Origin of the sequence: Spirosoma endbachense, assembly GCF_010233585.1 — a bacterium.
GTDB lineage: Bacteria > Bacteroidota > Bacteroidia > Cytophagales > Spirosomataceae > Spirosoma > Spirosoma endbachense.
Genome location: NZ_CP045997.1, coordinates 1613581 through 1628088 on the forward strand (window position 1 = coordinate 1613581; position 14508 = coordinate 1628088).

Genomic DNA, 14508 nt, shown 5'->3' on the forward strand with positions numbered 1-14508 from the left:
GGAACAGGTATCAAGAAAATCCGCCTGATAGAGGAACCCGATGAAGAAGATTGTAAAATTGGTGGTAGTAGTAATGGGTTGCGAATGGATTCCCTGAAGAAAATCTAGTCAGAATTCGGCGCGGCTCATTTGTCAACGACACAACTTCGGCAGTTTGTTAAGCCCCTGGAACTTCTAAAGAGGGATTATAACCAAAAAATCCGTTAATCCTGTAAATTCTGACTAAAAAAGCTGTACTTTTGCACTTCAAAATTCGAACCGACAAGTAAACTAAGATATAGTCATGGGAATAACTGAACTAAAGCGTAAGGGCCGCCGGAACCGCGCTATCGCGAATAACAAGACGAACGCTATCAAACAACTGCTACGTAAGCCGGTCATCAAAAACGTTGACGTTGAAGCGATCAAGGCATCATTCGCTGAGAAGAAAGCAGCATAATCTGGCCAAATAAGGTATACCTATTTATCCGATTAACTTGTTATCCAGTACATAAGACAAAACCTCGCCTTAACTCGGCGAGGTTTTCCGTTTTGGTCGGGATCGCTCCCATTCGCGGTCTCGTTTTTTGAGTTCCCGACGCACAAACCGGCGATAATCCAGCTGAGCCCGATAACGAACAGCCTGCCCAAACAACAATAGCCCTCCGTTCATAAGAATCAGGCTGTAGGCTCCCCACAAGAACCATTGCTGAAAGGTAGCGCCGTTGTGTTTTGCGTCGGCCGCTATCGTGAATACGCACAATCCTGCGCTAAAGAGCAACAAGCCCAGCGGAGCAACAATTAGCCCCTTGGTGCGTGTGCTCATTCGTTTAACCAATTTTTGACCGGGTGGTTTTGCAAGCTTGGTCATAGTGGATATAGGAGTCAATACGTTATGCGTATAACGTAAAGCAATAAGCTTTCGTTAAGCGTAGATTAACATTTGTAGCCTGCAAAGTAATAAGTATTTCGATAAATCTGTCTCTATGACGGATACTCAATGGTCGCTCCGGTTTCTTTAAAGCCCTTAGGCTCCCAAAATCGTTTCCATCCTTCGCTGATGAACCCAATACCATAGCCTGTTAGCTGTATAAAAGCCGCTTCCACGCTCAAAAGGCCTACTTTTACGCTTTTCTCCTTCCGCGTGGCATCAATCAAAATAAGGAAAGCAATTAGAAGCAATACACCGACGGCCAGCCCAAATAGAATTGGGCTAATGATCGCCCAAACCGGAATCGAAAATACAAATAAGGTAAACAATGCCGGAATGGCATGTACGAGTTTCAACTCATTCGGGTAGTATCGCGAGATGTTTATGCGCGCGCGACCAAAAAAGCGTAACTGCCGAAAAAACTGTCCAAAATTCGTTCGACGTTTGTGGTAGATGAAAGCCTCCGGAATTAGGCCGGTCTTGAAGCCCCGCTCAATAATTCGGATAGCAAACTCAATGTCCTCGCCCATTCGGCTCAGTTTATACCCACCGATCGTTTCCCAGACCTTTCTCGACAAACCCATGTTGAAACTTCGAGGATGAAAAGTGCCCCCCAGATTCTTCTTACTACCTCGAATGCCGCCCGTTGTAAAAGGCGACGTCATGGAATAGCTTATCGCTTTCTGAATGGGCGTAAAATCGGGGTGAGCCGCATCCGGACCACCATATGCATCGAGCCAGCCGGACTCAAGGCGCTGGTTTACGGCCGCAAAATAGTGTGGGGGAATCAGGGCATCCGAGTCAAAAATGACGAAATAATCGCCCTTAGCGCGTTCAAAACCGTAATTTCTGGTGAAGCCCTGCCCTGAATTTTCTTTAAAAAAGTAGCGAATGTCGAGTTGATTGGCAAAGGCACTTACAACGCCATCCGCTTTATCCCTGGAGCCATCTTCAACAACGATAACTTCAAAATTTGTATAGGTCTGTTTCGTCAGACTAAACAACAGTTCACGCAGTTCGTCGGGGCGATTGAAAACAGGAATAATGATAGAGAATCGCATGGGTAGAATGATGAATGCTGATGGATGAGTACTAAGACCGTGCCACTATTAAGAGCATCATCAGAAACCGTGGCACGGTCCTAGTACTCATCCATCAGCCTTTCACCGTTAATCGTTCATTGCCTCTTGTAAACTCTCTTCATTTGCCTGAATGATCTGTGCGACCAAAGCATCAGTGAGCGCAACGGATAAAAACAGGCTTTCAAACTGCGAGGGAGCCAGATAAACACCCCGCTTCAGCATGGCATGGAAATACCGGCCGAACAGCGGCAAATCACACGTTTTTGCCTCCGTAAAATTCGATACAGCATGGTCAGTCATGAACAGGGTGAACATCGACCCAATGTGGTTGATCGTATAATTCAGGCCAACTTTCTGCAACCCTGCCTGAAAACCGGTTACCAGTGCCGTACCGATTTCTTCCAGTCTTGTATACACCTCCGGGTGATCGTTCAGGTGATGCAGCATAGCCAGCCCTGCCGACATGGCAATGGGGTTTCCGGAGAGCGTACCTGCCTGGTAAACGGGCCCTACCGGCGACACTATATTCATAATTTCGGCACGGCCACCGTAGGCTCCAACGGGCATACCACCCCCAATGATTTTACCCATTGTTGTCAGATCAGGCGTAATACCAAATCGTTCCTGCGCACCGCCTTTAGCCAGCCGGAAGCCGGTCATTACTTCATCAAAGATCAGCAATGCCCCGTGTTGATCGCATAGTGACCGAACACCCTCCAGAAAACCAGGCTCTGGCAATACACAGCCCATATTCCCAACAACGGGCTCCAGAATAATAGCAGCAACCTGATTATGATTGTTGTCCAGTAATTTCTCTACAGCCGCCAAATCGTTAAATGGCGCAGTCAGTGTGTCGGCCGCCGTTGCTTTCGTTACGCCGGGACTATCGGGAACGCCCATTGTCATAGCTCCGCTTCCCGCAGCAATCAGGAACGAATCGCCATGCCCATGATAGCAGCCTTCAAATTTAATGATCTTGTCGCGTCCGGTAAAGCCACGCGCAACCCGGATTGCCGCCATGGTGGCTTCTGTGCCTGAATTAACCATGCGCACTTTCTCGACGGAGGGGACCATGCTGGTAATCAGTTCCGCCATTTCAACCTCTTTGCGCGTAGGTGCGCCAAACGAAAATGAATGCTGAATGGCATCCCGAACGGCTTTTTCCACGGGTTCAAACGCGTGGCCCAGAATCATTGGTCCCCATGAGTTGATCAGTTCGATGTACTGTCGCCCGTCTTCGTCATAGAGATAAGGCCCTTTAGCCGATTTGATAAAGATGGGCGAGCCTCCGACTGCCCGAAATGCCCGAACGGGTGAGTTAACCCCGCCCGGTATCAGCGTTTTCGCCTTCTCAAATAATTCTTCGCTTGTTGTCATAATTAAAAGAGTGAATGAGTGAATTGGTGAAAGAGCGAAATCCGCTTGATGGGAAATGCACGTTCAATTTGTTACTCTTTCACTTTTATAAACCGCCCATCGGCATATTTCACGATTGGAACGATCTGGTTTTCATTGGTTTGGGTGTAATCAAATCCTGACAGTAAATAGTCGTCGGTATCAGAACGCAGGGTATTTCGGTTACGGAGCTGCGGTCCGTTTTTCGCCAGCTGACGACCAAAAAACAGCATCATGTCATAACCCTCACTGGCAAACACCGATGGAATAGTGTTCCGCTTTGCCAGGTATTCCTCCTGAAACTCGGTAACCGGCTCACGCGCAGAGTCGATGAAATCAGGATAAAGCAGGTATAAATCCCGGCGGGTGAATGTAGAGGCCGAGTTTCTATAGAAATCAAAAGCTGAGGCCGTGGCAATCAGTGGTCCACTTACTTTACGGCGGCTTAAGGCATCAATGAGCCGGGCACCATCCTCTTCATTGTTACTGGCTAAAAATACATGACCCAGCGAAACAGGGGTAACGGTGCTCATCGAACGCGATGGCGTAGTTGTTCCCGTAAGTTGCATGGCGTCGGCCATTGTCTGTGCCGAGCCGGTTAATTTCCGAAAATCAACAATTTGATAACTCTGGCGTTTCAATTCATTTTGATAGGCCAGTGCCAGCAATGAATCCCGTCGTGAGGAACCGAAATAAATAGCGGCCCGGCGCAAACCATTTAGCGCACGTACCTGCTCGGCAACTTTTAGCGCCTGCTGATTCAGAGATGGCTGCACCAAAAAGGACATAGGCTGATTGGCCACCAGCTCACTACTCGTTGCAATAGGGTTTAGCAACAGTATGTTATTCTGATTGGCATAAGCGGATACAATGCGGTTTGGCTCCACATAGAGCGGCCCAATAATCATGTCAGTTTGCGCAAACGCGGGGCTATTGACCAGTTCAAGCGCTTTATTGGCATCGTTGTCCAGATCATAAGCGAACAGATTCACCGTGATGCCTTCATCCTGTAACCGGGCTTTTGCCAGCCTGATCCCGTCATACAGATCGTATACATATTGATTCGAACGTTGACGTTTTTCGGGATTGAATTCATCGACCCGAAATGGAAACATGACCGCCACATTATAATACCCTTTCGAGCGAGTGTTTCGGACGGGCGTTACAGCCGTTGTTGAGCTGGTAGCCGACGTTGCCGCAGGTGTCGTACTCGTTGTTCGGGAAACCACAGTTCCGGGAACCCCAAAGCGGTTTGTCAGTCGATCCGACAACTCCAGATCATCTTTATCCGTCGCCGTTCGCTGAATAAAATCAATTAAGGTTAAGCCAACGATTCGATCGTCCGGGAATTCCTTATTCAACTGTTTCAGTCGATTCAGATCCGTGATTCGGGCGATAAAAGCCTGTTCGAGCTTGGTTACGTCAGCGCGCAAAGTGGGGCTCTTTATTTCCTGGATGGCTTCCAGCGCATCTTCAAACTGCCCTGTTTCCATACAAATTGCTGCGAACAGGTAGTTGGCGTCGTCTAATTTATGCCAATCCGGATACCGGGTCATCAACTGCTTAATCATCAACCGGGCCTGATTGAAATTCTTTTGCCGGAATGCCGCAACGGCATAGTAGTAATGAGCATAGGGCGCTAATGGGCCATCCCGCAGAATAATTGCATTCAGGTCCGTTTTAGCTCGCTCATAGTTGCCGGTCTGTACTAACTGAACAGCAGCTTTATAGCGTTTCAACGCATCGGGAGAAACCTGAGCCAAAGCTACCTGCATGTTCAGAAGCCAAAGCAGACTAACTGCCGCCAATGTAAGCCAACTTAACCTACCATTCATGTTGTTTATCAGGGTTAATGCACAAAAGCAACGCGTGGGCGTTGCTTTTGTTGGGTATTCAGTATACACTTTTCAAATAGCTCGTTAATGGGCAGCGTGCTCAATGCCATAAACTGCGAATAGCGTAAACTTTATTTCTTCTGTTTTGCTTTCCGTTGTGCTTCTTCAGCCTGTTTGCGGGCTTCTTCGGCAGAGGCAAGTTGCTTTTGCAGAAGGGCCTGGAAACCGCCCGGCTTCTTGCCCTGCCCAGCTGCATTTTTCCGGCGATTCTCGTCCAGCACTGCTTTAATTTTGTCCTCATCCACAAACCGGCGAATGAGTTGTTGCTGCGTAATCGTAACCACGTTCGAAACAAAATAATAGAACGTCAGACCGGCCGGATACGAGTTCAGCACAAACATAAACATCAGCGGGAAAATATAACTCAACGCTTTCATGTTTACAGGGCCTGGCTGGGTTGGCGTGGTCTGGTTGTTGTAATAGGCGTAGGCAATCGACGAGGCCGTCATCAGCACGGTAAACAGGCTGAGGTGGCCACCAATAAATGGAATCGTCGGGAAGGTGATGAACGCATCGTAAGTCGACAAGTCACTGGCCCAAAGAAACGGTTTCTGGCGTAGCTCAATCAGGTTCGGGAAGAGCATGAACAGGGCGAATAAAATCGGCATTGTGGCCAGCACTGGAATACAGCCATTTAGCGGGCTTACTCCCACTTCCTGATACAATTTCATTTGTTCTGACTGTTGCTTGGCCATATCGTCGCCAACGCGCTCCTTGATCTCGTTGATTTCCGGACCCAGAACCCGCATTTTTGCCATACTGACATACGACTTGTAAGTCAACGGAGTCAACACCAACTTCACAAACACGACCAGCGCGATAATCAGCAGGCCATAATTCGAGATAAATTTCTCCAGTAAGTTAAAGACCGGAACAAAGAAGTATTTGTTGATTGGCTTCAGAATCGAATAACCCAGGTAAACGTTCTGGTCGAACTCAGGGGCTACATTGCCCAGCAACTGAAAATCGTTAGGGCCATAGTAAAACTTGTACTGTCCTTTACCAGCCTTCACATCAGCCATAGGCAGCGTGACGTTAGCCACCGCCGTTTTTACGACACTGCTATCGGCCGGATCGACCAGGGCTTTGAATTCTGCTTTGGGCATCGGGCTGTTCTTAGCCACAAAACCCGCCAGAAAGTACTTGTGTTTGATGGTAAACCACTGAATGGGCTCTTCCACTGTAACTTCCTGATTACTTTCTCCCTCTGTCAGTTTCTCGAAGTTTTCATCGGCAGTGAGGTAATCGATCGTAGCCGCCCGACGGTTGTTCGACAAATCGTTTTCGTACTGACGCATCTTGTCCTCCCAAAAGAACCGGATGTTATCGTTCGTAACCGTATTGGCCAGACCGTTCAGTTTCAGATCATAATCCAGTACATACCCTTCAGCAGGCACGGTATAGACCTGCTCTACCGATTGCCCAGGAGCTACTTCAGCCCGAAAAACGATTTGTTGGGGCTGTCCGATTACGGTACCACTTTGTGCTGTCGTCTGGAAATAAAGCTTGTGTACATCTACTTTACCCCGGTTCGTTGGCAGTTCCAGAACTGTTTTGCTGCTCTCATCGTCGACCAGAACCAGGGGCTTCTGTTCGTACGTTTTGTAATTTTTAAGAATAACCTCTTTTACCCGTCCGCCCTGCGTAGTGAAGGTTACTTTAATGTCTTTGTTTTCAACGACAATATCGCGGGTTTCGCCAGTTGCTACTGTGGCGAAGTCGCCAAATTGAGCCTTGGCTGCGGCCGAATCGAGGGTTAGTTCTGCCGGGCTACGTTCGGCTTTGTTGTTGGTAGTAGCGACGCCCGATCCAGTTGTTGGTTTTGTTGTCTGCGTTTTTTGGGCAGCCTGCTTCTCGGGCGCGGGTTTCGGTACCAGAAGCTGATAACCGACCAGCATCGCCAGAATCAGGACAATGCCAATAATTTGATTACGATCCATTTTCTAAGTTTTCAGTTTTCAGTCTTCAGTTTTTAGTTAAAAAGTCAGGAAAATCAGACTGAAAACTAAAAACCGAAGATTGAAAACTATTTTCGGCAAAATTACGCCAATCTGCCGGGTTAATCAACCACCTCAGCGGTTTCTACAGGAGCGGGCGTAAGGCGTTTCTGCTGGTTGTATGCAAGGGCGGCCTTAACAAACTGGACAAACAGCGGATGTGGATTCATGACCGTGCTTTTTAGCTCCGGATGGAATTGTACGCCCACAAACCAGGGATGACTATTTAGCTCAACAATTTCGACCAGTCCCGTATCAGGATTGATCCCTGTTGGCCGAAGTCCTGCCTTCTCGAATCGATCCAGGTAATCGTTATTGAACTCATAGCGATGGCGGTGCCGTTCGCTGATCTGCGTTTTTCCATAGATCTGGTGAGCCAGTGAATCGCGCTTCAGTTTGCAGGTGTATGCGCCCAAACGCATCGTTCCCCCTTTGTCGGTGATGGTTTTCTGCTCTTCCATCATGCTGATAACCGGGTGTTTCGTATGCGGTTCCATTTCGGTCGAATGGGCATCTTCGATACCCATCACATTACGGGCGTACTCAATAACGGCCATTTGCATTCCCAGGCAAATACCGAGGAATGGAATATTGTTCTCGCGAACAAACCGTACGGCATTGATTTTACCATCGATACCCCGCTCCCCAAAACCAGGGGCAACCAGTACACCATCTAAATGGCGCAATGTTTCAGCACAATGATGCTCATCGACCAGCGTCTCTGACTGAATCCACTCCAGTTGAACCTTACACTCATTCGACGCTCCGGCATGAATAAACGATTCAGCAATTGATTTGTAGGCATCATGCAATTCTACATACTTCCCAACCAGACCAATCTTTATGGTATCACCCGGATTTTTTAGCCGTCCCAGAAAAGCCTTCCAGGCATCCAGATCCGCGTCTTTGTCGTTATACAGATCAAGCATATACAACGCACGCTGATCCAGCCGTTCCTTTTGCATCAGCAGCGGCACATCGTAGATCGTTTCGGCATCAATCGCTTCAATGACTGAGCTAACCTGCACATTACAGAATTGCGCAATTTTCCGGCGAATATCCTGAGGAAGTGGGTGTTCGGTGCGGCAGGCAATGATGTCGGGCTGAACCCCGTTTTCGAGCAGCATCCGGACTGAGTGCTGCGTTGGCTTTGTTTTCAGTTCGCCCGCCGATTGCAGATAAGGCACCAGCGTCAGGTGAATAACGAGTGTATCTTTTTCGCCCAGTTCGAACTTCAACTGCCGGACAGCTTCTACAAAAGGCAACGATTCGATGTCGCCCACACAACCCCCAATTTCAGTAATTACGATGTCGTACTCACCTGTTTCGCCCAATAACTTAATGTTGCGCTTGATTTCGTCGGTGATGTGTGGCACTACCTGAACCGTTTTCCCCAGGAAATCACCCCGCCGTTCGCGGGTAATCACGTTATTGTAGATTCGCCCGGTGGTGATGTTATTTGCCTGCGATGTTGGACGATTGAGAAACCGCTCGTAGTGGCCGAGGTCAAGGTCTGTTTCAGCCCCGTCGTCGGTGACATAGCATTCGCCATGTTCGTATGGATTCAGCGTGCCGGGGTCAATATTGATGTAAGGATCGAATTTCTGGATCGTTACCGTAAGCCCCCGTGATTGAAGAAGTTTGGCCAGTGAAGAGGCAATGATGCCTTTGCCAAGTGATGAAGTTACCCCGCCCGTAACAAAAATATATTTCGCGGATTTTGGTCCCGTAGCCGCCATGATTGAAACCTGTTTAGGTCGTTACGGGATGTAAAGGTACGAGAAAAAAGGCGGAATGGCAGAAAAGAAATCAGGAAAAAGTTAACTACTTGCGGCAGGTCGGTAGCATAGGCACTGATTCTGCGCCGGTTAGCCTGAATTTTATTTACTGGCCCTAAGCATAGCCACTCCACCGAACAAGGAGCCCGTTTAGCAGCCAAGTAATTTGGCCATAGTCCCTTTAAACAATAGACCAAACCTCAATATTTTTCGCTCTCTTACTTTTTATTTGCCATAGCGCAGAAAACCAGATCAACTTCGGGCAAAGCCAACCCGGTAGAGAAGTCTGCTGACTAGTTGTAAACCAGAAATGGTAACAACACTTTTCAGGTCAGTTGGCCGACCAGAACTTGTTTCGATTGACGCTATGCTTTTCGTTAAATCAGGCAAAAAGAGGTGCCACCGTTACATTTAGAGTAATGGGTAAACCTTGGCACCTCTTTTTGCCTGATTTAGTGCCATAAAAGAACGGCTGTCAATCAAAATCTTTAATCACAAACTCTCTGCTGTTCAAAACGGCAGCTTGCCTAAATCGACGTTTCCACCGGTTAAAATGATACCAATTTTTTGACCTGCAAATTGATCCTTGTGTTTGAGCACGGCTGCCAGTGGCACCGCACACGACGGCTCGATTACAATTTTCATCCGTTCCCACACCAGTCGCATGGCTGCAATAATTTCGGCATCCGATACCGTCAGAATTTCGGTGACGTGTTCACGAATAATCCCCAGCGTTCGCTCACTGAGGGTGGTCATCAATCCATCGGCTATGGTGTTGATATAGGGCGCTTTTTCGACGCGGCCAGACCGGAACGACAGCACGGCATCGGCTGCCCCTTCAGGTTCTCCTGCAATAACGCGGGTTGTCGGCGACATAAAATGGGTAGCGAGCGACGTACCGCTGAGTAGCCCTCCCCCACCCACCGGAGCCAGAATGGTGTCAAATGTTTTTTCTAAGCCAAAATCCTCCAGTAGCTCTTTAGTAGCCGTGGCCTGTCCTGCAATCACCCGGTCGTCGTCGAAGGGATGTACGAGCACGGCTCCGGTTCGTTCCATAACCTCACGCACTCCAGCTTCGCGGGCATCGAGCGTAGGTTCGCACTCGATAATTTCAGCACCATACCCTCTGACAGCCTCTTTTTTGACCTGTGGGGCCGTTCGCGGCATTACAATATAAGCCGGTAATCCTACCTGCCGAGCCGCAAAGGCGACTGCCTGAGCATGATTGCCCGATGAGTGCGTTGTAATGGCCGCTCCTTCTTTATTTTCAGCTACCTGTAAGACGGCGTTCAAGCCACCCCGCGCTTTGAAGGCGCCTATTTTCTGAAAATTTTCACACTTGAAAAACAGGTCGGCTCCGGCCCGGTCGTTTATCGTATGGTTCGTTAAAACAGCAGTACGGTGAATATAGGGACGGATTCTGTCGTGAGCTTCACGAATGGTATCGAAAGAAATCATCGGGTAATAGAGTAGTCGAATGGTGCAAATTACAAAGAAAACAACCCTTGTGAAGGTAGCTATGCTGATAAGTCTACTTTTCCTCTATGCTGTCCCGCAATCTCGCTTGGTTTTTTGGCAGGGATAGCTGTCTTTTGTTCACGAAAACTCATTTACCAAACCCGTTCCGTTATGAACACGAATCGTCGTTCGTTCTTAAAGCAAGCTGCCGGATCACTGGCGGCTTTGACTATTACGCCCGCTGCCTTTGCCGAAATCAACAGAAAAAAGATGTTTTTCGACATCTCGCTGGCCGAGTGGTCGCTCCATAAAGCCCTGTTCGCTAAAAAGATCACGAATCTGGATTTTCCGGGAATTGCCCGCAAAGAGTTCGACATTAGCATTGTTGAGTATGTAAACCAGTTTTTTAAGGATAAAGCACAGGATAAAACTTACCTGAACGACCTGCTGACCCGCTGCAAAGACAATGGTATTTCCAATCACCTCATTATGATTGATGGCGAGGGGCATCTGGGAGCTACTGACGCAGCAGAACGTACCAAAGCGGTCGAAAATCACCACCGCTGGGTGGAGTGTGCCAAGTATCTGGGCTGTAAAACCATTCGGGTCAATGCAGCGGGGAATGGCACTGCCGAGGAGGTTTCCAAAGCAGCCGTCGAAGGGCTTAGCAAACTGGGTGAATTTGCCAAAACGATGAACATCAACGTCATTGTCGAAAATCACGGGGGTTATTCGTCGAATGGCAAATGGCTCTCGGGCGTGATGAAGCAGGTGAACATGAAAAATGTCGGAACACTGCCTGATTTTGGCAATTTCTGTATCAAACGTGGCGAAAATCATACCTGTTCGGAAGAATATGACCGCTACCAGGGTACGCAGGAGTTGCTACCGTTTGCCAAAGGTGTATCGGCAAAGACCTATACATTCGATGATAACGGCAATTGTGTAGAAACCGATTACAACCGGATCCTGAAAATCGTAAAAGATAGCGGTTTTAAAGGCATTGCCGGAATTGAGTATGAAGGCGATAAGGTAGACGAATACGAAGGAATCCGTAAAACGAAAGCTCTTCTGGAGCGCGTTGGCGCAATGGTTTAGCCCTAGGATTTGTTCCTGTAGCTCTGACAGTTCTGTCGGAGCTACATTCATTTTCCGATCTTCCGTTGCCTATGCCAGTTGAGAATCCCGATATTTTTGTTGATTTCAGACGAGAACTTCATCGTTTTCCCGAAATCTCCTGCCAAGAGTTTGGCACACAGGAACGAATTGCGGCTTTTGTCAGCCGGTTTACTCCCGTTAACCTAACGAAAGTAGGGACCACTGGCCTGCTTCTTCAATACGGAGAAGACCCGAATGGTCCGGTAACCCTGATCAGAGCCGATATTGACGCCTTGCCGATTCGGGAGGTGAATGAATTCGACTATAAATCGCAGCATGAAGGTGTTTCTCATAAATGTGGTCACGACGGTCATACGGCCATTTTAGCCCGTCTGGCTTCTCATTTAGCCGATAAACCCATACAGAAAGGCCGGGTATATCTTCTCTTTCAACCGGCCGAAGAGAACGGGAAAGGTGCCGAAGCCGTATTGAATGACCCTAATTTTGCCGCTATTCGCCCCGACCGTGTGTATGCTTTGCACAATTTACCCGGCTACAAACAAGGGATAATTGTCTGTAAACCGGGCGATTTTACACCGGCCGTCAAAAGCCTGATCGTGACATTTAACGGGAAAGTTTCTCATTCGGCCGAGCCCGAAAAAGGCATCAATCCTGCCTATTTGATGGCTTATTTTACGCTGACAAGCAAAGAGCTGGAAAACACCGATCCAAACTCAGACGACTTCGCGCTTTTAACGCCCATTTACACGACACTTGGCGAAAAATCATATGGCATCTCGGCAGGGTACGGGGAAGTTCATTTAACGCTCAGAACCCGGAACAATGAGCGAATGGAGGCTTTAACCAATCAGTTATTAACAACTTTATCGAACCTTTGCGAAGGCACTGGCATTACTATTGAAACAGCTTATACGGAAGCGTTTTTTGCCAATCAAAACCATCCAGATGCCTTTGAGCAGGTGAAAAGCAGCGCCCTGAAATTAGGCTATGCATTTATTGAAAAACAGGAGCCGTTCAAATGGGGTGAAGATTTTGGCCTGTTTACCCAGAAATACAAGGGAGCGATGTTTGGCATCGGCGCGGGCGAAAACACACCCGCTTTACACAATGACGATTATGATTTCAATGACAACCTGATTGAACCCGCTGCACGATTATTTTTAGAGCTTATCGAAAGCCATCACTCTTGACTACGAACGAAATCCAGCGCTTAGACGCTACTTTTGACCAACTTACTCCGAACAATGTCAACATTCCAATATCAACCTACGGCTAATTTCATTGGCCATGAAGCCGTTGCCGGTGAAGGCGACTTATTCAAAGCCTTTGCTCCCTCAACTCATGAGCAATTAACCGATGAATTCACGAACGTTTCCAGCGAACAGGCCAATCATGCCGTTGAAAAAGCAGCTTCGGCGTTTGCTGGTTATAAACAACTCCATCCGAACCAACGTGCCGATTTTCTGGAGGCCATAGCTACGGAACTAGAAGCGCTGGGGGATACGCTGATTGAGCGTGCTGTTCTTGAAAGCGGATTACCCACCGGCCGATTGACGGGCGAACGCGGCCGTACTACCGGTCAGCTCCGGATGTTTGCCAAACTCGTTCGCGAAGGCTCATGGGTGGATGCCCGCATTAACCCGGCCCTCCCCGATCGCCAGCCACTTCCCCGCCCCGATTTGCGCCGAATGCTGGTTCCGCTGGGGCCGGTAGTAGTATTTGGCGCCAGCAATTTCCCCCTGGCGTTTTCGGTAGCGGGTGGCGATACGGCTTCAGCGCTGGCATCGGGTTGTCCGGTTATTTTCAAAGCCCATCCCTCGCACCCCGGAACCTCTTCGCTGGTCGGTCAGGCCATTGCAACGGCGGCCGAGAAATCCGGAATGCCCGACGGTGTTTTTTCGCTCCTTCATGCCGATAACGAAGTTGCTCAACAGTTAGTAGCCCATCCGGCGGTTAAAGCTGTTGGCTTTACCGGCTCTCGGGGAGGTGGTCTGGCATTGCAGCGAATAGCACAGGAACGGGCGGAACCAATACCGGTTTATGCGGAAATGAGTGCCGTCAATCCAGTTGTCGTTTTGCCGGGAGCCATTCAGGAAAATGCCACGAAAGTCGCCGAAGGGCTGGCCGCATCGGTGACGCTTGGAGTTGGTCAGTTCTGTACGAACCCCGGTCTGGTATTCCTGCTCGATTCTCCCCAGTCAACCGTTTTTCTGGATACTGTCGCCGAAAAAATACGGTCATCAGCACCAGCAACGATGCTGAATGCGGGTATTTGCCAAAATTATCAGAAAGGGGTACAGCACAACCGAATCATACCCGGCGTGCATGTTCTGGCTGAATCGGAAACAGCCTCAGAAGATAGCCGTACCGAAGGCCGACCGGCTGTGCTATCGACAACGGCACCGATTTTTCTGTGCAGCCCAACCTTGAGCGACGAAATTTTTGGCCCTACTTCCCTCATTGTCATTTGCCAAACCGAAGCGGAACTAGCCGAATGTCTGCAAACGCTCGAAGGTCAGCTAACGGCAACACTTTATGCTACGACCGATGAGCTTGGGCAGTCGGCATTCGATTGGGTTTCTCTATTACAGGCCAAAGCCGGACGAGTGCTTTTTGGTGGCTTTCCAACAGGGGTAGAAGTTAGCGAGGCTATGACTCACGGAGGCCCATTCCCGGCCACGACTGACGGTGGTCGCAGTACATCGGTTGGAACAGCCGCCATTCTACGATTCGTACGTCCGTTCACGTACCAGAGCTTTCCGGATGCGTTGTTGCCACTGGCCTTACAGAACGCCAATCCGCTCGGTATCTGGCGAAATGTAGACGGCGAATTCACAAAGTGATAAATTAGCGGAAAGGGTGGAATAATGGATA

11 protein-coding genes are annotated in these 14508 nt (G+C 48.8%); 4 read left to right on the top strand and 7 right to left on the bottom strand.

From position 1 onward, the window contains the following. Positions 1-283 precede the first annotated feature (283 nt). Positions 284-439 carry a hypothetical protein gene (locus GJR95_RS41670; RefSeq protein ID WP_174260191.1) on the top strand — a complete coding sequence of 52 codons (156 nt, stop codon included), beginning with the start codon at positions 284-286 and terminating at the stop codon, positions 437-439. Positions 440-508: 69 nt separating this feature from the next. Here GJR95_RS41670 and GJR95_RS06280 read toward each other — a convergent pair whose 3' ends face one another. From GJR95_RS06280 to GJR95_RS06310, 7 genes are all read right to left on the bottom strand, one after another. Next, entirely contained in the window at positions 509-850 is a 342-nt protein-coding gene (locus tag GJR95_RS06280; RefSeq protein ID WP_162385056.1) for a hypothetical protein, read from the bottom strand. Positions 851-963: 113 nt separating this feature from the next. Further along, positions 964-1971, bottom strand: a complete 1008-nt coding sequence (locus tag GJR95_RS06285; protein WP_162385057.1) for a glycosyltransferase — start codon at positions 1969-1971, stop codon at positions 964-966. A gap of 108 nt (positions 1972-2079) precedes the next feature. Further along, positions 2080-3369 (bottom strand): glutamate-1-semialdehyde 2,1-aminomutase, encoded by a 1290-nt coding sequence (gene hemL, locus GJR95_RS06290; protein ID WP_162385058.1) that lies wholly within the window; start codon positions 3367-3369, stop codon positions 2080-2082. A 71-nt stretch (positions 3370-3440) separates the two neighbouring features. Beyond that, the gene (locus tag GJR95_RS06295) at positions 3441-5222 is read right to left on the bottom strand and encodes an ABC transporter substrate-binding protein (protein ID WP_162385059.1); all 1782 of its coding nucleotides are present in this window, start codon (positions 5220-5222) and stop codon (positions 3441-3443) included. Positions 5223-5353: 131 nt separating this feature from the next. Further along, a complete protein-coding gene (gene yidC, locus GJR95_RS06300) occupies positions 5354-7222 on the bottom strand; it encodes a membrane protein insertase YidC (RefSeq protein ID WP_162385060.1) in 1869 nt (622 codons plus the stop codon). 119 nt (positions 7223-7341) lie between these two features. Continuing rightward, the gene (locus GJR95_RS06305; protein WP_162385061.1) at positions 7342-9018 is read right to left on the bottom strand and encodes a CTP synthase; all 1677 of its coding nucleotides are present in this window, start codon (positions 9016-9018) and stop codon (positions 7342-7344) included. A 549-nt stretch (positions 9019-9567) separates the two neighbouring features. Further along, entirely contained in the window at positions 9568-10515 is a 948-nt protein-coding gene (locus tag GJR95_RS06310) for a threonine ammonia-lyase (RefSeq protein WP_162385062.1), read from the bottom strand. A 171-nt stretch (positions 10516-10686) separates the two neighbouring features. On the opposite strand from GJR95_RS06310, the gene GJR95_RS06315 reads away from it, so the two are divergent. The 3 genes from GJR95_RS06315 (at position 10687) to GJR95_RS06325 (ending at position 14477) form a co-directional block, all read left to right on the top strand. After that, positions 10687-11613: a sugar phosphate isomerase/epimerase family protein gene (locus GJR95_RS06315; RefSeq protein ID WP_162385063.1), complete on the top strand. Its 927-nt coding sequence runs from the start codon at positions 10687-10689 to the stop codon at positions 11611-11613. 71 nt (positions 11614-11684) lie between these two features. After that, positions 11685-12824, top strand: a complete 1140-nt coding sequence (locus GJR95_RS06320; RefSeq protein WP_162385064.1) for an amidohydrolase — start codon at positions 11685-11687, stop codon at positions 12822-12824. A 54-nt stretch (positions 12825-12878) separates the two neighbouring features. Further along, positions 12879-14477, top strand: coding sequence for an aldehyde dehydrogenase (NADP(+)) (locus tag GJR95_RS06325; protein ID WP_162385065.1), 1599 nt, complete (start codon positions 12879-12881; stop codon positions 14475-14477). Positions 14478-14508 lie beyond the last annotated feature (31 nt).

Excerpts from the sequence above, each read along its gene's own strand:
- GJR95_RS41670 (WP_174260191.1), top strand. The coding sequence starts at position 284 with ATGGGAATAACTGAACTAAAGCGTAAGGGCCGCCGGAACCGCGCTATC.
- GJR95_RS06280 (WP_162385056.1), bottom strand. The coding sequence starts at position 850 with ATGACCAAGCTTGCAAAACCACCCGGTCAAAAATTGGTTAAACGAATG.
- GJR95_RS06285 (WP_162385057.1), bottom strand. The coding sequence starts at position 1,971 with ATGCGATTCTCTATCATTATTCCTGTTTTCAATCGCCCCGACGAACTG.
- hemL (WP_162385058.1), bottom strand. The coding sequence starts at position 3,369 with ATGACAACAAGCGAAGAATTATTTGAGAAGGCGAAAACGCTGATACCG.
- GJR95_RS06295 (WP_162385059.1), bottom strand. The coding sequence starts at position 5,222 with ATGAATGGTAGGTTAAGTTGGCTTACATTGGCGGCAGTTAGTCTGCTT.
- yidC (WP_162385060.1), bottom strand. The coding sequence starts at position 7,222 with ATGGATCGTAATCAAATTATTGGCATTGTCCTGATTCTGGCGATGCTG.
- GJR95_RS06305 (WP_162385061.1), bottom strand. The coding sequence starts at position 9,018 with ATGGCGGCTACGGGACCAAAATCCGCGAAATATATTTTTGTTACGGGC.
- GJR95_RS06310 (WP_162385062.1), bottom strand. The coding sequence starts at position 10,515 with ATGATTTCTTTCGATACCATTCGTGAAGCTCACGACAGAATCCGTCCC.
- GJR95_RS06315 (WP_162385063.1), top strand. The coding sequence starts at position 10,687 with ATGAACACGAATCGTCGTTCGTTCTTAAAGCAAGCTGCCGGATCACTG.
- GJR95_RS06320 (WP_162385064.1), top strand. The coding sequence starts at position 11,685 with ATGCCAGTTGAGAATCCCGATATTTTTGTTGATTTCAGACGAGAACTT.
- GJR95_RS06325 (WP_162385065.1), top strand. The coding sequence starts at position 12,879 with ATGTCAACATTCCAATATCAACCTACGGCTAATTTCATTGGCCATGAA.